The 21,342-nt window shown below is 67.3% G+C and carries 18 protein-coding genes; 12 read left to right on the top strand and 6 right to left on the bottom strand.

The window, feature by feature from the left end; all coding sequences use genetic code 11:
• Window positions 1–198: 198 nt before the first annotated feature.
• Window positions 199–549 carry a metallopeptidase family protein gene (locus M7H19_RS15970; RefSeq protein ID WP_298182214.1) on the bottom strand — a complete coding sequence of 117 codons (351 nt, stop codon included), beginning with the start codon at window positions 547–549 and terminating at the stop codon, window positions 199–201.
• A 5-nt stretch (window positions 550–554) separates the two neighbouring features.
• Window positions 555–1,682 carry a septum formation family protein gene (locus M7H19_RS15965; protein WP_298182212.1) on the bottom strand — a complete coding sequence of 376 codons (1,128 nt, stop codon included), beginning with the start codon at window positions 1,680–1,682 and terminating at the stop codon, window positions 555–557.
• 87 nt (window positions 1,683–1,769) lie between these two features.
• On the opposite strand from M7H19_RS15965, the gene M7H19_RS15960 reads away from it, so the two are divergent.
• The 6 genes from M7H19_RS15960 to M7H19_RS15935 all read left to right on the top strand — a co-directional run bounded on the left by M7H19_RS15960 (window position 1,770) and on the right by M7H19_RS15935 (window position 8,403).
• A complete protein-coding gene (locus tag M7H19_RS15960; protein WP_298182210.1) occupies window positions 1,770–2,357 on the top strand; it encodes a hypothetical protein in 588 nt (195 codons plus the stop codon).
• Entirely contained in the window at window positions 2,358–3,524 is a 1,167-nt protein-coding gene (locus tag M7H19_RS15955) for a glutathionylspermidine synthase family protein (protein WP_298182208.1), read from the top strand.
• A 62-nt stretch (window positions 3,525–3,586) separates the two neighbouring features.
• Window positions 3,587–4,033 carry a DUF350 domain-containing protein gene (locus M7H19_RS15950; RefSeq protein ID WP_298182206.1) on the top strand — a complete coding sequence of 149 codons (447 nt, stop codon included), beginning with the start codon at window positions 3,587–3,589 and terminating at the stop codon, window positions 4,031–4,033.
• 230 nt (window positions 4,034–4,263) lie between these two features.
• Window positions 4,264–5,175: a haloalkane dehalogenase gene (locus M7H19_RS15945; protein ID WP_298182204.1), complete on the top strand. Its 912-nt coding sequence runs from the start codon at window positions 4,264–4,266 to the stop codon at window positions 5,173–5,175.
• 78 nt (window positions 5,176–5,253) lie between these two features.
• Window positions 5,254–6,519 carry a serine--tRNA ligase gene (serS, locus tag M7H19_RS15940; RefSeq protein ID WP_298182202.1) on the top strand — a complete coding sequence of 422 codons (1,266 nt, stop codon included), beginning with the start codon at window positions 5,254–5,256 and terminating at the stop codon, window positions 6,517–6,519.
• Between the two features lie 177 nt (window positions 6,520–6,696).
• The gene (locus M7H19_RS15935) at window positions 6,697–8,403 is read left to right on the top strand and encodes a hypothetical protein (RefSeq protein WP_298182200.1); all 1,707 of its coding nucleotides are present in this window, start codon (window positions 6,697–6,699) and stop codon (window positions 8,401–8,403) included.
• Between the two features lie 27 nt (window positions 8,404–8,430).
• On the opposite strand, the gene M7H19_RS15930 is transcribed toward M7H19_RS15935, so the two are convergent.
• The gene (locus M7H19_RS15930) at window positions 8,431–9,246 is read right to left on the bottom strand and encodes an HAD family hydrolase (RefSeq protein WP_298182198.1); all 816 of its coding nucleotides are present in this window, start codon (window positions 9,244–9,246) and stop codon (window positions 8,431–8,433) included.
• A 64-nt stretch (window positions 9,247–9,310) separates the two neighbouring features.
• Here M7H19_RS15930 and M7H19_RS15925 point away from each other — a divergent pair, with 64 nt between their 5' ends.
• From M7H19_RS15925 to M7H19_RS15910, 4 genes are all read left to right on the top strand, one after another.
• The gene (locus M7H19_RS15925; protein ID WP_298182196.1) at window positions 9,311–10,216 is read left to right on the top strand and encodes an LLM class flavin-dependent oxidoreductase; all 906 of its coding nucleotides are present in this window, start codon (window positions 9,311–9,313) and stop codon (window positions 10,214–10,216) included.
• Window positions 10,217–10,440: 224 nt separating this feature from the next.
• Window positions 10,441–11,664: a UDP-galactopyranose mutase gene (glf, locus tag M7H19_RS15920; protein ID WP_298182194.1), complete on the top strand. Its 1,224-nt coding sequence runs from the start codon at window positions 10,441–10,443 to the stop codon at window positions 11,662–11,664.
• Window positions 11,657–12,235: a phosphatase PAP2 family protein gene (locus tag M7H19_RS15915; RefSeq protein WP_298182192.1), complete on the top strand. Its 579-nt coding sequence runs from the start codon at window positions 11,657–11,659 to the stop codon at window positions 12,233–12,235. Before glf ends, M7H19_RS15915 begins: the two co-directional genes overlap by 8 nt.
• The gene (locus tag M7H19_RS15910) at window positions 12,232–13,161 is read left to right on the top strand and encodes a decaprenyl-phosphate phosphoribosyltransferase (protein ID WP_298182191.1); all 930 of its coding nucleotides are present in this window, start codon (window positions 12,232–12,234) and stop codon (window positions 13,159–13,161) included. Before M7H19_RS15915 ends, M7H19_RS15910 begins: the two co-directional genes overlap by 4 nt.
• Here the strand turns inward: M7H19_RS15910 and M7H19_RS15905 are convergent.
• Window positions 13,152–15,977 carry an arabinosyltransferase domain-containing protein gene (locus M7H19_RS15905; protein ID WP_298182189.1) on the bottom strand — a complete coding sequence of 942 codons (2,826 nt, stop codon included), beginning with the start codon at window positions 15,975–15,977 and terminating at the stop codon, window positions 13,152–13,154. The genes M7H19_RS15910 and M7H19_RS15905 overlap by 10 nt on opposite strands.
• Window positions 15,978–15,997: 20 nt before the next feature.
• Here M7H19_RS15905 and M7H19_RS15900 point away from each other — a divergent pair, with 20 nt between their 5' ends.
• Window positions 15,998–17,518 (top strand): hypothetical protein, encoded by a 1,521-nt coding sequence (locus M7H19_RS15900; RefSeq protein WP_298182187.1) that lies wholly within the window; start codon window positions 15,998–16,000, stop codon window positions 17,516–17,518.
• A 33-nt stretch (window positions 17,519–17,551) separates the two neighbouring features.
• Here M7H19_RS15900 and M7H19_RS15895 read toward each other — a convergent pair whose 3' ends face one another.
• Both M7H19_RS15895 and M7H19_RS15890 read right to left on the bottom strand, forming a co-directional pair.
• Window positions 17,552–18,160, bottom strand: a complete 609-nt coding sequence (locus M7H19_RS15895; RefSeq protein ID WP_298182184.1) for a hypothetical protein — start codon at window positions 18,158–18,160, stop codon at window positions 17,552–17,554.
• Entirely contained in the window at window positions 18,160–18,876 is a 717-nt protein-coding gene (locus tag M7H19_RS15890; protein WP_298182182.1) for a hypothetical protein, read from the bottom strand. Before M7H19_RS15890 ends, M7H19_RS15895 begins: the two co-directional genes overlap by 1 nt.
• Window positions 18,877–19,220: 344 nt before the next feature.
• Here M7H19_RS15890 and M7H19_RS15885 point away from each other — a divergent pair.
• On the top strand, window positions 19,221–21,342 hold a 2,122-nt coding region (locus M7H19_RS15885), incomplete at its 3' end, for a hypothetical protein (RefSeq protein WP_298182181.1).

Here is a 21,342-nt window from a genome sequence, read left to right as displayed (position 1 = left end):
GCCGCCAGCAGCGGAAACGCCGTTTTCGCGATGCCGTCGCCGAGGTTGGCGAATGCGTTGGAGCCGAGCAGCCAGTTGAGTCTTCTGTCGGGCTCAGCGCTCATGGACCCTCGATGGCGTCGGAGACGAGGACGTCGTGGTGGCGTACGCCGGTCCTTCCCGGCCGCCGGAACTGATGGAATCTCTACGCATGTCGCTTTACCCCCAGCCGAGTTCGTGCAGGCGTGCATCGTCGATACCGAAATGGTGTGCCACCTCATGTATCACGGTGATCAACACCTCGTCGACGACTTCGGCCTCACTGTCGCAGATTTCCAGGATCGGTTCCCGGTAAATCGAGATGCGGTCGGGCAGCACGCCACCGTAGTCGTGGCCCCGTTCGGTGAGGGCCACGCCGTGGTAGAGCCCGAGAAGATCGGGTTCCTCCTCGTGGCGGTCCTCCACGAAGATCACCACGTTGTCCATCGCGGCGGCGAACTCGGGTGGCAGCTGGTCGAGCGCGTCGGCCACGAGCTCCTCGAACCGCTGCCGTGTCATCTCCACGGGCATCGACTTCAGTCACCACTTCCCGGAGCACCGCTGGGTGCGGGCGCCTGGTTCGACGGGCCGGGCTCGCCGTCTCCCCGGCCGTCCTGGTCGCCTCCGCCCGAGCCGTCTCCGGGGGCGTCCTGACCGTCTTCGGCGCCGTCCTCGTCCTGCTCGGCGTCACCCTCGCCCTGCTCGCCGTCCTCCTCCGCGTCGTCCTCGCTGTCCTTCACGCTGCCCTGCACGGGCGCCAGTCCGGTGTCGTCCTCGAGAACCGCGCCGACCTTGCAGTTCACCAGCGTGGAACCGGCTGCCCAACTCTCCTCGGAACGGGTGTCCCAGCCCAGGATCAGCCCTTCCTCGGCGAGTTCCTCGACCTTCTTGCCGCCCGTGTACTCCTCTACCAGTTCGGCGCAGGTCGGGTCGAGCCATTCGGTCTGCTTCTCCCGGGACGGGTAGGAGTCGAACTCCTCGCCGAGATCCACCAGGGCCACGATCTCGTACGAGTGCTGTTCGTCGCAGGGAACCGGGTCACCGACGCTCTTGTCGACCAGGCCGAGGCAGGTGCCGGGCTCCCACACGTTGGACTGGTCGATCTCCTTGGCTGGTTGGGTCAGCACCTGAAGACCTCCGCCGGGGCCGACCCACTGGAGACCGCAGTGCAGAGTGCGGTCACCGTCGGCCCACTGCGTCTCGTCCGGGCGCAGCACCCCGATGGTGAGCTTGCCCTCGGGGTCAAGTGGCTTGTCGAGGTACTCCTCGACAAGGCCGCCGCAGTGCTCCTCGGTGAGTTCGTGCCACGTCTCGTCGTCCGGTAGCGGCGCGTTCGGCCCGTACTCAAACGGCAGGTCGGCCAGGCCCACGACCTCGAAGTAATGCTCTTCGTCACAGGAGACCCTGTGTACGTCGCTGGCCTCGGGGTCGGTCCAGTTCAAACAGCTTCCGGGGGGCGCGCGGAACGCTTCTTCGCGAGCTTTGGCGATCTGCTCGGCTTTCTCCTCCGCCTGCCGCTGCTGGACCATCTGGGGGCTTTCCGGCACCCACGAGAACATCCAGCTCAGTGCCATGGCGATGAGTGCGCCGAGGAACGCGCCACTCATCAACACGCGGGTACGCAGCGCCGAATCGATCGGCGGGCGGTCGGGCTGGTCGGACATCAAGCTCCATCATGCCTGTTTCGCCGTGGGCGCGTACGCGAGTAGCTAAGGTGACATACCGCATGGCCCGCGGTCTTGGAGTGCACGATGACGGACAACAACGGAAACGACGACGAGGATCGCCCTACGCGCGGCTCTATGCGCTTTCAGGATCCCGAGACGACGACTCCCCGGGAGCCGACTCTGGCGGAGAAGCGGGCGAGGCTTCGAGCGGAGGAGGAGCAGCGCCGCCGGGAGGAGGAGCAGCGCCGGGCGCAGCAGGAGGCCGAGTCCAAGGCCGATACGCGCCGCAAGGTGCTGGCCGGCGGCGGTGTGACGGTGGGGCTCGTCGGACTGGTCGCGGCCTGGTACCTCGTGGCGGCGCCCGAGGACGTCACGGCCGTGTGCACCACCGCCGACGGCACCGTCGTCGACGACGACTACTGCGACGACGACTACGTGCGCAGTCACGGCGGCTACTACAGCGGCGGCTGGTTGTTCCTCCCGAGTCCGGGCGGTGGACACGACCAGTACCGCTATAACTACGGTGGCCAGGGCACGGTGGGTCAGCGGGTGGAGGGCGGCACCTTCACACGCCCCTCCAACGCGGAGATCAAGACCAACTCGGGGAAAACCATCCAGCGCGGTGGCTTCGGGATCAGCGGCGGCAGCTTCGGTAAAAGTGGAGGCTCGTAGGTGCACAGGGAGACGGGTACGCCCCGCACCAACTGGGAGAAGATCGTCGCCGAACAGGGGCTGGTGTTCGGTACGCCCGCGCGCTACGCGTCGGGAGAGCCCCGGCCGTACTGGGACGAGTCGGTGCACTACGTGCTCCAGATGGACGAGGTGCTGTCGGTGGAGGCCGACGTCGAGTTGCTGCACTCGATGTGCCTCGATGCCGTCGACCACGTGGTGACGACCGAGCGGTACGCCGAGTTCGGCCTGCCTGAGTGGGTGTGGCCGCACATCGCGGAGTCGTGGCGGCGCGGGGACCCGCACCTCTACGGCCGGTTCGACCTGCGCTACGACGGCAGGAGCCCTGCCAAGCTGCTGGAGTACAACGCCGATACGCCCACCTCGCTGCTGGAGGCGGCGATCCTGCAGTGGTACTGGAAGACCGAGGTCCACCCCGACGACGACCAGTGGAACTCGTTGCACGAACAGCTCGTCGACCGGTGGCGGGAGATCGGCGGGAAGCTGCCGTCGAACGAGGTGCATTTCACCTGGTCGACCGCCGATTCCACTGGTGAGGACCACCTCACGGTCACGTACCTGCAGGAGACGGCGGCGGAGGCCGGGCTCGACACGGTGGGCCTGGCCATCGAGGAGATCGGCTGGGATCCGCTGCTCAAGCGCTTCGTCGATCTGGAGGAAGCGCCCATGGACAACATCATGAAGTTGTATCCGTGGGAGTGGGTGATCGACGAGGAGTTCGGTCGCTACGCCGTGGAATCGCTCCCGCAGCCGCTGTGGATCGAGCCGCTGTGGAAGATGCTGCTGTCCAACAAGGCGATCCTGGCCATCCTGTGGGAGAACTATCCCGGGCACCCCAACCTGCTGCCCGCGTTCAACGACCAGCCGGGGATGCTCACTGAATACGTGCGCAAACCCAAGCTCGGCCGGGAAGGCGCCAACGTGCGGATCGTCGCGCCCGGCTACGAGACCGAGACCGGCGGTGTCTACGGCGAGGAGGGTTACGTCTACCAGGCGTTCGACCCGCTGCCGGAGTTCGACGGCAACCGTCCTGTGCTGGGCGCGTGGATCGTGGGGGACAACGCGGCCGGGCTCGGTATCAGGGAGTCATCGGGTCTTGTCACCGACGACGGTGCCGCGTTCGTCCCACACCGCATCCCGGAGTCGTGATAGGACACGCCCGGTATCTGCTGACCAAGACCTCTGTTCGCTGACTCGACTGGGAGACCCTCGTGCTGGTAGCACTGTCCGAGACCTTCGGTACCGACCTGGCCAGGGGCATCGGGGCGATCATGCTGTACGCGATCGTCGGCCTGGTGCTCATGTTGCTGGGGTTCTACGCCATCGACTTCACCACTCCGGGCAAGCTGTCCGAACTGGTGCGTCGTGGCCTGCCGAACGCCGTGGTGATCACGGCGTCGGGGCTGGTGTCGATGGCGTTCATTGTCGTGGTGGCCATCTGGGCCTCGGCGAGCAACCTCGTCGAGGGGCTGATCACCTCGCTCGTGTACGGCTTGATCGGCATCGTGGCACAGGTCCTGGCGGTGCGGTTGCTGGAGTGGGCCACCCGCATCGACGTGCGTTCGACCATCGAGAGCGAGAAGTACACGCCGGCGAGCTTCGTCGTGGCCGCCGCTCACCTCGCCCTCGGTCTCGTGGTGGCCGTGGCGATTTCGTAGCCTCCGCTCGGGCCGTGTCGTGAGGGCCACTCTGCTCGCATGTCGCGGGCGGGGTGGCCTTGTCGTATCCGGCGCATATGTCGCGCCTGTCACGTCTGTCGCATATATAGGGCGAACCGCGAAGTGGGCACCGTGAAAAGCGGGGCGGCTCACGGTAGATGACTCACGGTAGGTATCGCCTTGGTTTCCATTGGCTCACCCAAGGGCTTTTCTCCACTACGGTGTGATGGGTGCGGTTACTGCGGACACCTGAAGACCGATTCAGCGACCTGCCCGACTTCGACTTCCCGCCGCTGTACGCGGACGTCGACCACCCGTTGGCCGGCATCATCAGAATGGGTTACGTCGAGGCCGGGCCGCCCGGCGGGCCCACGGTGCTCCTACTCCACGGCGAACCGAGCTGGTCGTTCCTCTACCGCAAGGTGCTGCCGGTGCTGGCCGAGGCGGGTATCCGCGCGGTCGCTCCCGACCTGGTGGGTTTCGGCCGGTCGGACAAGCCCGCGGACGTGGCCGATCACACCTACGAACGACACGTCGAGTGGACGCGCACGTTCGCCTTCGATGCTCTCGACCTGCGGGACGTCGTCGTCGTGGGGCAGGACTGGGGCGGTCTGATCGGGCTGCGGCTGGTGGCGGAGAATCCCGACCGTTTCGTCGGGGTCGTCGCCGCGAACACGGGTCTGCCCACCGGGGATCAGGGCATGCCGGACGAGTGGTGGGCCTTCCACGACGCCGTGCAGAAGGCACAGGTTTTCGACACCGCCCGGTTCGTTCAGTCCGGATGTCGGCGGACGTTGACCGAGGCCGAGCGCGCCGCCTACGACGCGCCGTTTCCCAACGAGATGTACAAGGCGGGGCCGAGGGCACTGCCCGCACTGGTTCCGACCAGCTCCGACGACGAGGCGTCGGAAGCCAACAGGGCGGCGTGGCGGACGTTGACGACGTCGGACATCCCGTTTCTGTGCGCGTTCTCCGACAGTGACCCGATCACCGGTGCCATGGGGCCGATCCTGCAGCGCGCCATGCCGGGTGCCGCAGGTCGCGAACACCCCACCATCGCCGGCGCGGGCCATTTCCTCCAGGAGGACGCGGGGGAGGAACTGGGGCGTGCGGTGGTGAGGTTCGTACGCGACCTGAGCTGATCCACCCCGAGAACGTGCCTGCGGAAATGGGTGACCACGTGAGTGCCGTGGAACATGCCCCGGTCTACCCTGCTAATCGTGATTGACCTGAGGACTCTGCGCGAGGAACCGGATGTCGTGCGCGCTTCCCAGCGCGCCCGCGGTGAGGACGTCGGTGTGGTGGACAAGTTGTTGTCCCTCGACGCCGAACGCAGGTCCGCCATCGCCACGGCCGACAACCTTCGCGCCGAGCAGAAGCAGCTCGGCAAGCGCATCGGCAAGGCGTCCGGTGAGGAACGCCAGGCCCTGCTCGCGCGGGGTAAGGAACTCGCCGCCCAGGTCAAGGAGGCCGAGGCCGAGCAGAACCGCGCCAGCGAAGAGTTCGAGCGGCTGCACCGCGTGGTGCCGAACGTCGTGCACCCGGAAGTCCCTGAGGGTGGTGAGGACGACTACGTCGTGCTCAAGCACGTGGGCGTGCCCAGGGAGTTCGACTTCACGCCGAAGGACCACCTGGAGCTGGGTGAGGCGCTGGGCGCCATCGACACCGAACGCGGTGCCAAGGTGTCGGGCGCGCGGTTCTACTTCCTCACGGGGATCGGTGCGCAGCTGCAACTGGCGTTGCTGAACATGGCTGCGGCGCAGGCCGTGGAGAAGGGCTTCCAGATCATGATCCCGCCGGTGTTGGTGCGGCCGGAGATCATGGCGGGGACGGGTTTCCTCGGTGCGCATTCGTCGGAGGTGTACCACCTGCCCGACGACGACCTGTACCTGGTCGGCACGTCGGAGGTGCCGCTGGCCGGCTACCACGCCGACGAGATCCTCGATCTGTCGAACGGTCCGCTGCGATATGCGGGCTGGTCGTCGTGTTTCCGTCGGGAAGCCGGTTCTTACGGCAAGGACACGCGCGGCATCATCCGCGTCCACCAGTTCGACAAGGTGGAGATGTTCGTGTTCTGCGAGCCGTCCCAGGCCGAGGCCGAACACGAGAAGCTGCTGGCGTGGGAAGAGGAGATGCTCGCCAAGATCGAGGTGCCCTACCGGGTGATCGACACGGCGGCGGGCGACCTCGGCACCAGCGCTGCGCGTAAGTACGACTGCGAGGCCTGGGTGCCCACACAGCAGGCATACCGTGAGTTGACCTCGACGTCGAACTGCACCACCTTCCAGGCGCGCAGGCTGTCGGTGCGGTACCGGGACGAGAACGGGCGTCCGCAGATCGCGGCGACTTTGAACGGCACCCTCGCCACCACCCGGTGGATCGTGGCCATTCTGGAGAACCATCAGCAGGCCGACGGGTCGGTGCGGGTGCCGGAGGCGCTCCGGCCGTTCCTGGGAGGGAAGACCGTCCTGACCCCGCGCGCTTGATCCGTCGTAGCTCACATCGGTCCTGCGTCGGTGACCGAATACGCCCCGAAAGTGTGAGACTAGCCACGGCCGGTCCGGTCCGACTTGCGAAACACGGCCGGAATTCAGCTCGGTTCCGTGTGCGAGCAAGTAGTTTTCACCTGGGAGTGGTGAGTCACCAGTCGAACGGGTGCGGATGTGGTGTTGACAGCGGTCACGGTCGGTTTATGGCTTGTGCTCGCCGTCGTCGTGTTCGCCTGCTGGTCGCGGATCAACACGCAGCGGTCCTGGAGACACGCGGCGTTGGGGCTCGCGCTCCTGCTGTCGTTGTTCCATCAGCTGTTGTATCCCGCGGTCACCGGTGACGCCTATGTGACGCTCCGTTACTCCCGCAACCTTCTGGAGGGGTACGGGCCGGTCTACAACCCCGGTGAATACGTCGAAGGCTATGTGAACTTCTTCTGGCTGGTCCTCGTCACCCTGCCCGGCATGGTGTTCGGCGACCCGGACGTCGCCGTGGCCACCGCCGTGGTGCTGGGGGTGGGTTGCGTCCTCGGTTGTGTGCTGCTCGCGTACCGGCTGACCAACCGGATCGTGCGGTCGGCCCGACCCGAGGGGGCCGACATCCCGGGGCTCGGGGTGGTGGCGGCCACGTTGACCGCCGGGGTGAGCTCCCTGGCCGCCTACGGCGCGTCGGGTGCGGAGACGCCGCTGTTCGTTCTTCTCGTGCTCACCGCGTGTCTCGCGTTCACCTCGGGCCGAGCGGTGGTCGCCGGTGTCGCGGTGGCTTTGGCGATCATGACGCGGCCGGAAGGCGTCGTCCTCGCGTCGGCCGGGTTGGTGTGGTTCGTGACGGGAGCCGTGCGCGGCAGGAACACGGTGTCGGCCGCCGGGGCGTACCTCGTCGGTGCCGGCGTGCTGCTCGTTCCGTGGACGGTGTGGCGCCTGACGGTGTACGAGCACCTGTTGCCGAACGCGCTGGTGTCGAGGCTGAGCGGCCCGTGGTCCGCGCGGTTCGCCGACGGGTGGGACTACGTCGCCGAGTTCGCCCTGGCATACCAGGCGTTCGTGGTCCTGGCCGTCGTCGCGGTGGCCTTGCTGGCCACACGCCGTGGCGTGTCCGAGCGCGTGGCGCGGGCCCGTTCGGTGGTGTGGTTGCTGTTCGGTCTCGCCGTGAGCCACGTGGTGGGGGTCGTGGCGATGGGTGGCGGTTGGCTGCCGGCATGGCGTCTGCTCGCGCCGGTGCCCGTGTTGCTGGCCGTCGCGGGCACGGCGGCGTACGGACTGTTCGCTGTGACCAGCCCTCCGAAGGACCCGCCGGAGTCGTTGGGGGTGGCTCGGCGCGAGCCGCTCGTGCGCAGACGTGCGGTGCCCGTGGTCGCCTTGGCGTTGTGCGGGTTGTCGTTGGTGGTGACGTTGGGGCACCCGCGTGCGCTGACGGCCATGCAACAGTTACGCGAGTCCGCCGATCAGCTCACCGAGATCGGGTACTGGCTCGACGAGAGCCTGCCCGCGGGCACGGTCGTCAGCACCCACAACACGGGTGCCCTGGCCTACGCGGCCGGCCCATCCATCGTGGTGGTGGACGTGTTCGGGCGCACGGACGGACACATTGCCCGTGAGGGCGAGCCGTTTCGCGTGGGCGAGGCCGGTGTGCGGGTGACACGTGACTTCGACTACGTCGTCAACGAACGCTCACCGGTGGTCGCGGTGGACGAATCGGGCTACACCACCGGGCAGCGGTGTGGTGTCGACCCCGTCTACGCCGACTTGTACGAAGCGGCGAGTTTCCGGCGCGCGGGCACTCCGTACTGGGTCTCGGTGTACGTGCGTCGCGTTTTCGCCACGCATCTGGTGGAGCAGCTCGACGCCCATCCCGACTACTCCTATGTCGAATGCGAGTAGTCGGGTGCCCGCCGGAACGCCGACCGGTCAGAACCAGCGTTCGAGTACCTGAGCCACGCCGTGTTCGGCGTTGGACGCGGTGACTTCGTCGGCGGCTTCCAAAACGGTCGGGTGGGCGTTGGCGACGGCGACCCCGTGCCCCGCCCATTCGAGCATCGGCAGGTCGTTGGGCATGTCACCGAACGAGATGACGTCGGTGTCTGCGACGCCGAACCGTTCGGCGACGTCGGCGAGCCCCGACGCCTTTGTGACACCGGGAGAACCGATCTCGATTAGTCCGCTGCCGGAGGAGAACGTGATGTCCACGCTGTCGCCGAGCACGTCGCGCGCTGCGGCCGCCATTTCGTCCGAGGTCATCTTGCGGTGGCTGGCCAGCAACTTCACGGCCGGATGTCCGAGCACCTCAGCGCGGTGGACCACCTGGCCCTCGCCGTCTCCCCACGGGTTGTAGTACTCGGCTTCGATCACGAAGTTCTGCAGGCCGGGCTCCACCGCCTTCGAGCCGACGCGTTCGGCGGCGAGTTGGCACCCCGGTATGGCGTGGTCCAGTGCTTCGGCCACGTTGTGGAGCTGCATGGGGTCGAGCTGGCTTTGCACGTCGACCACCCGGTCGGCGCCGATGTCGTACAGGATGGCGCCGTTCGCGCACACCGCGTATCCGGTCAGGCCGGTGGCTTCCGCGACGGGGGGAATCCAACGAGGCGGTCTACCGGTCACGAGTATGACCGGGATCCCGTCTTCGCCGGCGCGTCGTACCACGTCGGCGGTGCGTGGTGCGACCTCCCCGAACGGGGTGAGCAGGGTACCGTCTATGTCTGAGGCGATCAGGCTGGGCTTCTCCACGCACCCAGTTTTCCAGATCATCCCCGTACTGCGGGGTGTCGTGCTTCACCGATAGCGTCGACGCGTGCGTGTAGGCATTGCGATCCTCCCGGAGGACAGGTGGTGGGCCGCCGAGCCGAAGTGGCGGGCTGCCGAGGAGTACGGTTTCGACCACGCGTGGACGTACGACCACCTGGGTTGGCGTTCGTTGGTCGACGGGCCCTGGTTCAATGCGGTTCCCACGCTGGCCGCCGCGGCCATGGTGACCTCGACCATCGGGCTCGGTACGTTCGTGGCGTCGCCGAACTTCCGGCATCCCGTGCCCTTCGCCAGAGAAGCCATCACACTCGACGATCTCTCCGACGGCAGGCTGATCTTGGGCGTGGGAGCCGGTGGGCTGGGCTACGACGCCGAGGTGCTGGGCGGGCCCGCACTGTCGGCCGCGCAACGTGCCGACCGGTACGTCGAGTTCGTGGAAGCTCTCGACGGGCTGCTACGTACGGACGGTTTCGATCACTCGGGTACGTACTACTCGGCCTCGGGGGCGAGGAACCTGCCCGGCTGTGTGCGACGTCCGAGGTCGCCGATGTTGCTGGCCGCCAACGGCCCGCGAATGATCGAATTCGCTGCTCGGTCGGGTGACGGCTGGATCACCACGGGGCCTTCCGAGGAGGGACGGACCCAGGACGAGTGGTGGCGGGGCGTGGCGGAGATGTCGGCGCGGTTCGACGACGCCGTCGCCGCGGCCGGACGTGAACAGGTGGTACGTTGCCTCAGTCTCGACGCGGCCCCGGTGTACTCCTTGTCGAGCCGGGACGCGTTCTCGGACGCCGTGGGCAGAGCGGCCGAGCTCGGCTTCACCGACGTGGTGGTGCACTGGCCGCGCAGTGGTGAGCCCTACCAGGGGCAGGAGACGGTGCTGGAGGACATCGCCGCCGAACTGCTCCCGTCGGTGCAGGGTCGGGACATGGACGACACACCGGACGGTTAACTCGAACGGGTGGATAGCGGCGGGTGAGGAACCCGGCGGACCCGGGAGTCGTCGGAACCGACACGAACATCAGCGCGACTTGCCCGGGGGAACAGTGCGCTACGGCCCTCGTGTGGCGAGGTGAGGTGCGGTGAGGTGCGGTGCGGGGCATACCCACTTCACAGTGGTTTCATAACCACGGCCTCGCCGCACGAGGGCCGGTGCGCGTGGGTAGCCTTTCGGCCGTGAGCGCGGACACGAACACCACAGAAATCACAAATGGCACATACTCCGGTTTCGATTTGGTTGTCGTCGGTTCCGGTTTCTTCGGCCTGACAGTGGCCGAACGTGCCGCCAGCCAGCTCGACAAGCGGGTGCTTGTCCTGGAGCGTCGGGAGCACATCGGGGGCAACGCGTACTCGGAGGCCGAGCCGGAGACCGGCATCGAGGTCCACCGTTACGGCGCGCACCTGTTCCACACCTCGAACAAGCGGGTCTGGGACTACGTCAACCAGTTCACCGACTTCACCGGTTACCAGCACCGCGTGTTCGCGAAGTACCAGGGACAGGTCTACACCTTCCCGATGAACCTGCACCTGATCAACCAGTTCTTCGGCAAGTCCCACTCGCCCGACGAGGCCCGCGAGCTGATCGCCGAGCAGGCCAGCGAGATCGACACCAAGGACGCGAAGAACCTGGAGGAGAAGGCCATCTCCCTCATCGGACGCCCGCTGTACGAGGCGTTCGTGAAGGGCTACACGGCCAAGCAGTGGCAGACCGACCCGAAGGAACTGTCTCCTTCGATCATCACCCGGCTTCCGGTCCGCTACAACTTCAACAACCGGTACTTCAACGATACCTACGAGGGGCTGCCCGTCGACGGCTACACGGCGTGGCTGGAGCGGATGGCCGATCATCCGAACATCGAGGTGCGGCTGAACACCGACTACTTCGCGGTGCGCGACCAGATCCCGGAGGGCACGCCCACGGTCTACACCGGTCCGCTGGACCGTTACTTCGGTTACTCGGAGGGCAGGCTCGGCTGGCGCACGCTCGACTTCGAGCAGGAGGTCGTGCCCACCGGTGACTACCAGGGCACGGCCGTCATGAACTACAACGACATCGACGTGCCCTACACCCGGATCCACGAGTTCCGGCACTTCCACCCCGAGCGCGAGTACCCGAACGACAAGACGGTGATCGTGCGCGAGTACTCGAGGTTCGCCGAGGACGACGACGAGCCGTACTACCCGATCAACACGCCGGAGAACAGGGAGAAGCTGGAGCGCTACCGCGAATTGGCCAAGAAGGAGGCCAGCGAGCGCAACGTCCTCTTCGGTGGTCGTCTCGGTACGTACAAGTACCTGGACATGCACATGGCCATCGGGTCGGCGCTGTCGATGTTCGACAACAAGGTGGCTCCCCACCTGACCGACGGTGCTCCTCTCGACGGGGCGATCGATGCTTGAGCAGCGTCCCGGTGACGAGCGGGTGAGTGGCGAGGAGCAGGACTCCGGCCACTCGCCCGCTTCCGGCGAGCTGGCTCTGCTCGTCGGCGTGCAGCGTGTCCTCGCGCGTCCCGCCGCGGTCAAAGCGGCACGTGGCCTCTCGCACTTCGGTGAGCACAGTGCGGGCTGGTTCGCGTTGGGGCTCGCGGGTGCGGCGTTCGACTCGGCCCGCCGCAAGGAGTGGCTCACCGCCGCGGCGGGCGCCGTCGGAGCACACGCCGCCTCGATCGCGGTGAAACGTGTCGTGCGTAGGCGGAGACCGGAACACCCCGACGTCACGGTGGGTGTCGGCACTCCCAGCCGATTGAGTTTTCCTTCGTCACACGCCACGTCGACAACGGCTGCCGCCGTTCTGTATTCAGGCCTGATCGGGCGTAATCTCGTGCCTGTCCTCGTGCCGCCGATGCTGGTCTCCCGCCTCGTGCTCGGTGTGCACTACCCGACCGATGTGCTCGCCGGCGCCGCCCTCGGTGGTGCCGTCGGCGGCATCCTGCGCCGCAGGCTGACTTCACGGAAGCGGACACGACGATGAGTGAGACGACCGAGCGTGCCGACGTAAGTGGCCGTGCCTTCTCCGGGAAGGGGCCGCTCCCGATGCTGTTCGGCGTGCTCAAAACGGCACGCCCTCGGCAGTGGGTGAAGAACGTCCTCGTCTTCGCGGCGCCGTTCACCGCGGGCCAGATCGCCAACCTCGGTGTGCTGGTCGACGCGTCGATCGCGTTCGTGGCGTTCTCGCTCGTCGCCAGCTCGGTCTATCTCATCAACGACGCGGTGGACGTCGAAGCCGACCGTGCGCACCCGACGAAACGCAATCGGCCGATCGCCGCGGGGATTGTGACGATCCCGGTGGCCTACGCCTCGGCGGCGGTGTTCTTCCTCGCCGGTGTCGGTGTGAGTTTCCTCGCCGACTGGCGATTGTTGATCGTGCTGGTGGTGTACGAGGCGATCCAGCTCGCCTACTGCTTCGGGTTGAAACACCAGCCGGTGATCGACCTGGCCATCGTCGGTTCGGGCTTTCTGATGCGGCTGGTCGCCGGTGGCGTCGCCACCGGCATCAGCCTGTCGCAGTGGTTCTTGCTGGTCACCGCGTTCGGTTCGCTGTTCATGGTGGCGGGCAAGCGTTTCGCCGAGGTGATGCTCTACGAGCGCACGGGGGCGAAGATCCGATCTTCGTTGAAGAAGTACTCGGCCAGTTATCTGCGGTTCGTGTGGGCGACCTCGGCCGCGATACTGATCATGTCGTATTGCCTGTGGGCGTTCGAGCAGCAGCAACGCGTGCCAGGCACGGTGTGGAGCGTCATCTCCATCGTCCCGTTCGTCATCGCCGTACTGCGCTACGCGGTGGACGTCGACTGCGGCAACGCGGGCGAGCCCGAGGAGATCGCGCTGCGCGACCGCGTGTTGCAGGTGCTGGGCGCCGCCTGGGTCGTCACGCTGGCCTGCTCGTACTACCTGTGAGCCCGTTGTTGTGATACGCCTTCCAGGGGTGGGGCGACGTAGTCGAGGCGGAACACGCTGATCGGTTCGCGTAACTTGTCGCCTCGCAGATAGGTGGGCACCGGGACCCGCTCTGCGATATCCAACAGCGGCGCGTACGGGCCTCCTGACCCGGCCGAATAGGACATGCCGGTCAACCAGCTGCTGTCCGGGCCGGAGGAGAGGAGATGGCTCACCGGTTGTGTCACACCGTGCGCCACGGAGGCCGGCTGCCTGCACGACAGGAAGAACGCGTTGACCCAGTCGAGTCCCACGGGCTCGGACACCGGCAGGTACTCGGTCAACGGCACCACCCGGGGTATCCGGGGAGCCCCCACGGCGATCCAGCCGTCGCCGTTCCTGCGGTCGACGGCGGTGACGCGCACCCGTTCGGCATCGCCGGGTTCCAGCCGGGCCTCACGCCATGTTCCGTCGCCGAGTCTCAGCCGGAGTTCCCGTTGCACCGTTCCGTCGCGGTCGCCGAACTGCACGGTCGCCGACACCGCCCCGGCCCCGGCCAGAGGTACGACCAGCGGTGGCGAATCCGGTGCTCCGGCGTCGTCGGGCAACGCGTACCACGGGGTGGTCAGTGACCCGGCGGAGCCGCCGCTGCCCCACACCGGCGCCTTGTCCGTGCCGTAGGGGGCGGGTGGCGTCGCGTCGTCGGGATATCCCGTGTCGGGGCTGAACCCGTGCGCGCGGACCCCCTCGGCTCCGGGGGCGGGGGCCAGTAGCCCCGCACTCCGGTCCGGTTCGACTTCCAACCAGTCCTCGATGCCGCAGCTGTCGGAGAAACCGGCGGCCGTGGCGTGGGCGACGCTGTAGGTGCTTGACCGGGACGTCAACGCCGGGTAGGCCAACGACACCACCTCCAGCAGCACCGTTCCCGTCGCGACCAGGGGAAGCAGCCACGCGGGCGAGGGCAGCAGTCGCCAGGCACCCACCAGCCCGGCCAGGGCCAACAGGGTTCCACCGACGAGCACGATGTCCGACAAGGCGAGCCCGCCGAGCTCGGGTGGTCCCAGTGACCACGGCACTCCGAGGCCGGCGACGAACCACCAGCGCACCGGTGCGGCGAGTGCGTACGCCGTCACCGCGGCCAACGCGAGGGTGAACAGGGACCGTTGCCAGGACCGCCGCAGTGCGCCTTCGTCGATGGTGTGCACCACAGCGGCGACCAGCACCGTGGCGATTCCTCCGATGGCACCGAAGTGGTGGGTGTACTTGGTGGGGGTGAACGCCAGTGCGACGAAGAACAACACGGCGATCACCAACCCACGCCGGGTGGGGCGGACCGCGAGCCCCCGTGCTCGGCGGGTGACCAGCAGCACCGCGAGCACGAGCATCGACAGCCACAGCAGCAGTAGCGGCATCCGGCGGTTGAGTCCGCTTCGCATGGGCTCGAACAGGTCCGCGTAGCGCCTCGGCTCGTCCCACACCCCGTAGCTGGGGCCGATGGCTGTGCGTACCTCGGTGGAATGCAGCACCGCGGCCAGGGACTGGTCGGCGAACATCGGCAGCAGTGTCACCGCGCCCGCGCCGAACACCACGGGCACCACCACCGCGCCGTGGTGTCGCACCAGGCGCACGAGGTTGGGGGCGGCGGCGAGGAAGGGTGCCAGTGCGACGATGCCGGTCGGGGTGACGGCCACGGTCAGGCCTGCCGCGACGACGGAGGCACCCAACGTCGCCGGGCTCCGCGTCACGACGGCGCGTTCGAGCAGGAGGAAGACGACGACGGTGCCGAGCATGACCCACGGCTCCGGCCGCAGGCCCACGCCGAACTGGACGTACCACAGGGCGAACACGGCGGCCGCGCCGAACCGCGCCAACGACGTGGGTCTTCGGACGAGTCGGGGCAGCAGAAGCCGGTCGATGAGCAGCCACAACACGAGTCCGAGCAGCACCGAGGGCAGGCGGAGCCACCATGTCGCGCCACTGACCTCGACCAGCGGCCGGTACAGCTCGTAGAACCAGCTGAACGGCGCTTCGGGGGCGTTGAACCAGCGAAAGTAGTTGCCGATGAAGTCACCGCTTTCTGCCGCCTTGAGCATGGTGACGATGTAGCCGTCGTCCACGGTGGGCGCTCCCACCACGAGCCAGTTGGCGAGGACCGCTCCCACGACGGCGTCGGGGGCGTGTGGCCGCCACCAGCGCCGCGGCAGGACGCGGACCCGGCGTACCTCGTCGTTGTCGTTCCGGGTTCGGACGAGCAGCACGAACATCGTGGTCAGCGCGGCCACCGTCACCGCCGCCAGCGCGATCCGCAGCGGTGACGGTGAGCTCTCGTACCGCGTGTCGGGCACCACGGTCACGCGCAACCCGGAGTTCTTCGGCGCTTCGGTGAACATTCCGGTGACGACGGGCGTGTCCTCGGTGCTCGCGATCGTTTCGCCGTCGACCGCCACGGTCGTGCCGGTTTCGTCGGCGACGACGGACCACTCGCAGTCCTGTCCGACCGAGGAAGTGGCGATTCGGTGGTCTCCGACCGCAACGTCGACCGTGTTTCCCGCGATGTCGATGGTGAGTCCGTCGTGGCCGCTTTCGTCGAGCTCGTCACGTGGCGCGGTGGTGGACAGCAGCGAACCCTCGCCGACCTCGTGTACGTCGGTGCAGGGGAACGCCACCTCCAGGTGGTGGGGCTTGTAGGGGAAAAGCGGCAACGCGGTGTTTCGTCCCTGGGTATCCGGCCAGCTGTACACCGAGGTCTGCGTCTCGACAGGGGCGAGCACGAACAGCCCGGCCGTCACGGTGGACACCAAGCCGCATAAAGTGATCAACCAGGAACGGACAGTCACCGTTGAAGCCTAAGGAATCGATGTCTGTGTCGGCACGACGAAATACCGCGCTGGTGGTCGGTGTGTCGGCACTGTCAGCGGCGGGTGTCTTCGCCGTCGTCAAGGACGGTCTCATCGACGACGCCTACATCACGCTCGCCTACGCGAAGAACCTCGCCGTGCACGGTCATTGGGGGCTCGTTCCCGGGCTGGAGGCGAACTCGGCGACGTCGCCGCTCAACGTTCTGTTGCTCGGTGCGTTGACCGCACTGACCCGGGTCTCGGGCGATCCGCACCCGGTCGTGGCGCTGGGTGCGTTGACGGTGCTGGCGACCGCCGTGCTCGGTTGGGCTTGGGCACGGTTGGCCCGTACGTACCGGTTTCCGTGGCCGATCGCCTTGCTCGGCGTGTTGGTCGTGCTGGCGAACCCGTTCGTGCTGTCGGCCATCGGGCTCGAAGTGCTGCTCATCCCCGCGGTGCTGATGCTGCTCACCGTGTTCGCCGCGGAGGGGCGTCCCGTGTGGTTCGGCGTCGCCTCGGGACTCGCCCTGCTCACCCGCCTGGACCTCGCGGTGTTCGTGCTGGTCATCGCACTGTGCGCGGGAGAGATCCGGCGTCGTATCGGCAAAGCCGTGCTGGCCGCCGTCGTGGTGGCGGCACCGTGGTTTTCGTTCAGTTGGATAGCGCTCGGTTCGGCGGTTCCCGACACCCTCGTCATCAAGCAGAACCAGGACGACCTGTTCGGCAACTGGTCCTATGCGACGGGTCCGGTGATGTACTACATGGGCCGGGAGCTCGCCGTGTTCATGGCGTTCGCGCCCGCCGTGGTGGGGTTCATCGCCCTGTGTGCGCTGGTGGGCCTGCGGTTCGCCCGCCGCTGGGACCGTTTCCCCGCGGTCTCGGCGCTCGTGGGACTCGGCGCGGGGGCCGTCGCCTACTACATCGCCTACACGTTGTTGGGTGTGGGGCCGTACCACTGGTACTACGTCGCGCCGACGACCGCGCTGGGGATGTTCGCCGTGGCGGCGCTCGGCGTGTGGCTGATGTGGGCCCGCGAGGAGGAGACACTGCGGGTGCGCGCGCCCGCGGCCGCGCTCGCCGTGGTGGTCGTGTTCGTCGCGGGGGCCGTGGCCGTGAACGTGAACAGGGACATCCCGTGGCGGTCACCGGTGATCTTCGGTAACTGGGCCAACGCCCCCGACTACGCGCACGTGGGACTGGAGCTCGGCGAACAGGTCAAGGACGGCGCCACCGTGCTCTCACCCGGCGAGATCGGTGCGCTGGCCTACTACTGCGAGTGCCGGATCGTGGACGTGTTCTCCGACCGGGGTCGGGTCGCCGACCTGGTGGACAAGCGCATCGGTGAGTCGGGGCCGATCGGTTCGGTGCTGTTGCGGCTCAACTACCTGTTCTTCGAGGACGTCGAGCCCACGCGGGTGGACAAACGGATGCTCTACGAACGTGGTCCCGGCGACGGTCCGAACACCTGGCAGGTGTACTCGAACGCACTCGGTGTCGGCCACTTCACCCTCGTCGACGTCGAACCGAGCGGGGGCTCCTAGCAGGGAATCACCGCCGGCCGAACGAGGGCGGTGTCACGCGTGCGCCCGTTCCATCGCTCGGCGCACTTTCAACGTGGCGTGGATGTCGTACGAGTACAACTCCGAACCGTCCGCGAACGTGAACGCGATGATGCGGCGGGGCGGCACACTCCGGCCGAGGAACGGCGTGTCCAATCCGACCAGGCGATGCGGCTCCATCTCCTCCAGCGTGGTGAAGACGTTGTCGTCGGCGACCGGTTCGTCGGTGAGATGTTTCGTCGGGCACAACACGGCGACACGGCGGTCGGTGACGACGACCCTCGCCGCGCCCTGACTGGCGGCCAGGTGGTCGGCGCAACGCACCGCGTCCTGCTCGTCGTGTTCGGCGTGCACCCAGTGGCCGATTGTGGGGTCGTCGACCCAGTCCTCGACGGGAAGGTCCTCCATCGGCAGCGGCCATCGGCGTGGCTGTTCGCGCATCGACGGCAGTTCTTTCCGCGGAATGTAGGGCACCAGGCGGCGTCCTCCGATGCACGCGCCCACGTGGGCGCGGACGGGTGGGCAGGCCAGGAGCAGGCGCTCGCCATGGGCGAGCCAGAACCGCGTGAGTTCGGTTTCGACCACTTCGTCGATCTGCGCGGCAGCCCTGGGATTCTCCTCCACTACCGTTCTCCTCGGCTCAGCGTGGCCATCCACTCGAACACGCTCTCGTCGTCGACACCGAGCAGCAGGTCGATGCCCGAACCGTCCACGAACGACACTCGAAGGCAGGGGCGTGTGCGTCGTTGTGTCCGTCTGCGTGCCACGGCGATCCCCGCGATGGTGCTCGCCTGGAACGTGCTGTGCACGGCCATTGGTTTGGCTGTCACCGGAACACCCTCGAGGTGCTCGCCGTAGCGTTTGGTGCGGTCGGTGACGATGTCGACCAGTTCCTTGCCGAATCCGATGGTCCTGCGCAGCAACGATGTCGGCGGTTTGCCCGTGTTCTCACGTTTGGTCGGCCGCACGTCGAGCACGACGAGCCGGGTCGAGGTGAGCGCCCACGTACGCGCCCGGCTACCGCCCTTGGGAGCGAGGTGTCGCACGCCGTCGTGCGCATGACAGCCGGGACCGTCACCGAACACGATCACGTCGGGGCCGCGTGCGGCCAGACCGGCCTCGTCGACGGGGAACGCCCACTCCAGGGCGATGGAGGAACCACCCCGTCCGACCGCTTCCAGACCTCGGGCGAGCGGATTGCGTTGTGGCTCCCCCAGTGCGTCCAACCCCTTGACGTCGTAGGCGAATTCAGGGCCGAACGCCGCCCACAACAGACGTTCCCCGGGCTCCATCACCTGGCGGGCGTGTGTGGCCGGACCGACGGGACTGGCGAAGCCCATCAGACACCGATTCCTCGGCCGACGGTCTCTCCTTGCCGCTGTTCGGCGGAGGTGGTCTTACCTCGGTGATGGTGTTCGCCACCCTGCTCGTACGCCTCGCCGAGAGCGTTGTTCATGATCCCGTTCCCCGTAACGCCTTCGTCCCGTGGCAGGACGGAAGAGTCTGTTCCGGACATTCTTCGCTGCTCACGCCTTTTGTTTTCGCGGTCTGAGTCAGCTGTGCTTGCTCGGACGTGAGCAGTGGGGGTTCGGTTCCCACCGAAGAGGCATCGGGGCGTGTCTACGTCGTTCGGGTGGACGCTCGGTAGGTAGCTTACGAAGGTAGCCCGACGGAACAGGCGGAGATGTCAGCCGATACAGACGGACAAACGGAACAGCACCGGATGAGTGCGAACACGTTCGAGGGCTCGTCGCGTCCCGAGCCCGGAAAGCCCGAAGACACCGAGGACGCCGAGGACACCGGCCCGGCGACCGGCGAGCGGTCGAGGACACGGACACTGTTCGCTCGTCGTGACCGTGCGGCCTGGCTCGTCGGCGCGTTGACCCTGATGTTGGGTGGGGTGTTCGTCGCCGTCGACCTCGCCTACAACCAGGGCAAGCTCATCGCGCCCATCGACGACGCCTACATCCATCTCCAGTACGCCGCCCAGCTCGGCTCGGGTCATCCGTTCGAGTACAACACGGGTGATCCGGTGTCGACCGGTGCGAGCAGTCTGTTGTACGCGTTCGTTCTCGCCGCCGCCCACGCTGTCGGTTTCACGGGCACGGCGCTGTTGGCGTTCGCCGTGGCGTTCGGCGTCGTGTGCTGCGCGGTCGCGGCCGGTCTGGCGTGCAAGCTCGGCACGGCCCTGTTCGGCCGTGCCGCCGGGGTGTGGGCGGGTGTGCTCACCGCCGTCAGCGGACCGTTGCTGTGGGGCGCGGTCAGCGGCATGGAGGTCGGGCTCACCGCACTTTTGGTCACGGGCGCGGTATTGGCATTCGTCCGGGAACGTGGCCGAGCGCGGTTCGTGTGGACACCTGTGGTGGCCGCGCTGTTGGCGCTCGTGCGTCCCGAGGGCTTGTTCTTCGCCGTCATGCTGTGCGGGGCGATGGCCTGGACCGTGGTGGCCGCGCGGCGTGCGGGCACGATCACCACGCGCCGGGCCGTGGGACGCCTCGCCGTCGGTTTGGCGCCGCTACTCGTCGGCGCGGTCCAGTACGTATTTTACCTGCTGGCCACGGGCACGCTGCGGGCCAACGGGGTGCAGTCGAAGTCGCACCTCTACGACCGGCCGCTCTTCCACGTCGGTGAGTTCGTGGACCGCACGGTCGCCAACGTGCGAGGCATCGTCGACCACTTCAACGGCTTGAACAACACCGATTTCGCGTTCCCGTTCGCGTTGGTGTTCTTCCTCCTCGGCATCGGCTATCTGCTTGTGAACCGCCCCGAGTGGCGGGCGTTGGCGGTGGCCGTGGCGGTGGGGTTCGCGGCCGTGGTGGCCTCGGCCTCGACGTTGAGCACCGCGTTGTTGCACGAACTGCGGTACTTCCAACCGTTTCTGCCGTTGTTCTTCGTGTTCGCCGTGGGCGGTGGGTACGCGCTCACCCGGTTGCTCCCGCGTGAGGGGCCGCGTCGGTTCGCGCTGCACGCGGTGTTTCTGGTGATGGTGCTGTTCACGGTGGTGGCCACCCCGACGTGGGCGGTGCGTCTGGGCAGACAGGCGGCGACCATCCGTGACACGGATGTGTCCGTGGGCGCATGGATCAGCGGCAATCTGCCCGAGGACGCGATCGTCGGGGTGAAGGACGTGGGCGCCATCGCCTACTTCGGGGATCGCCGCGTGGTGGACACCATCGGTCTGACCACCAACGGCATGGCCGAGGCCAGCAACAACGGTCCCGGAAGTCTGTACGAGGCGTTGCGAGCGCTGCCGGAAGGACAGCGGCCCACCCATTTCGCGGTGTACGAACCGTGGCCGGGCACGTCGATGCAGCCGTTCGTGGACGCGGAGGTGTTCACCTCACCGCCGCTGAGGATCTTCCCCGTGCGCACGCCTCCGGATCTGAACAACCGCCGCATCGTGCCCTTCAACGACGTGCAGGTGTACGAGGCCGACTGGGCGCTCGCGGGCAGCGGTGACCGCGCGCCCGTGCCGGGCCAGGTGCGGGACTACCTCAACGTCGGTTCACTGGAGAGCGAGCGGCACCACGGTTACGAGGTGTCCTCCGCGCAGCCGGGGTTGCAGCCGTACACGGTGCTGCGGCGACAGAACGACGTCCTCGACAGTGGGCGGGTGATCGTCGGCGGGGAACGCTTCACCGCGCGCGACCTGGTCCCCGGTAAGCCGCTCACCGTGGCCACACGTGTTCTGGCCGGGGGAGAGAACCCCGAGAACCGCGAGGTGCGCGTGCGGATCGACGGGCGTGACGCCGGGGTGTGGCGGTTGCCGGAGGCACGCGAGGAGTGGACAACGGCGCGGTTCACCG

It is taken from the genome of Saccharomonospora sp. (assembly GCF_027317685.1).
Classification (GTDB): Bacteria; Actinomycetota; Actinomycetes; order Mycobacteriales; family Pseudonocardiaceae; genus Saccharomonospora.
Note: the sequence above shows the minus strand (reverse complement) of the source record. Positions and strands in the feature narration are given on the sequence as shown.

Bases quoted from the DNA above. Each gene is read 5' to 3' on its own strand.
- M7H19_RS15970 (WP_298182214.1), bottom strand. From the start codon at position 549: ATGCCCGTGGAGATGACACGGCAGCGGTTCGAGGAGCTCGTGGCCGAC.
- M7H19_RS15965 (WP_298182212.1), bottom strand. From the start codon at position 1,682: ATGTCCGACCAGCCCGACCGCCCGCCGATCGATTCGGCGCTGCGTACC.
- M7H19_RS15960 (WP_298182210.1), top strand. From the start codon at position 1,770: ATGACGGACAACAACGGAAACGACGACGAGGATCGCCCTACGCGCGGC.
- M7H19_RS15915 (WP_298182192.1), top strand. From the start codon at position 11,657: ATGCTTGAGCAGCGTCCCGGTGACGAGCGGGTGAGTGGCGAGGAGCAG.
- M7H19_RS15910 (WP_298182191.1), top strand. From the start codon at position 12,232: ATGAGTGAGACGACCGAGCGTGCCGACGTAAGTGGCCGTGCCTTCTCC.
- M7H19_RS15900 (WP_298182187.1), top strand. From the start codon at position 15,998: ATGTCTGTGTCGGCACGACGAAATACCGCGCTGGTGGTCGGTGTGTCG.
- M7H19_RS15890 (WP_298182182.1), bottom strand. From the start codon at position 18,876: ATGGGCTTCGCCAGTCCCGTCGGTCCGGCCACACACGCCCGCCAGGTG.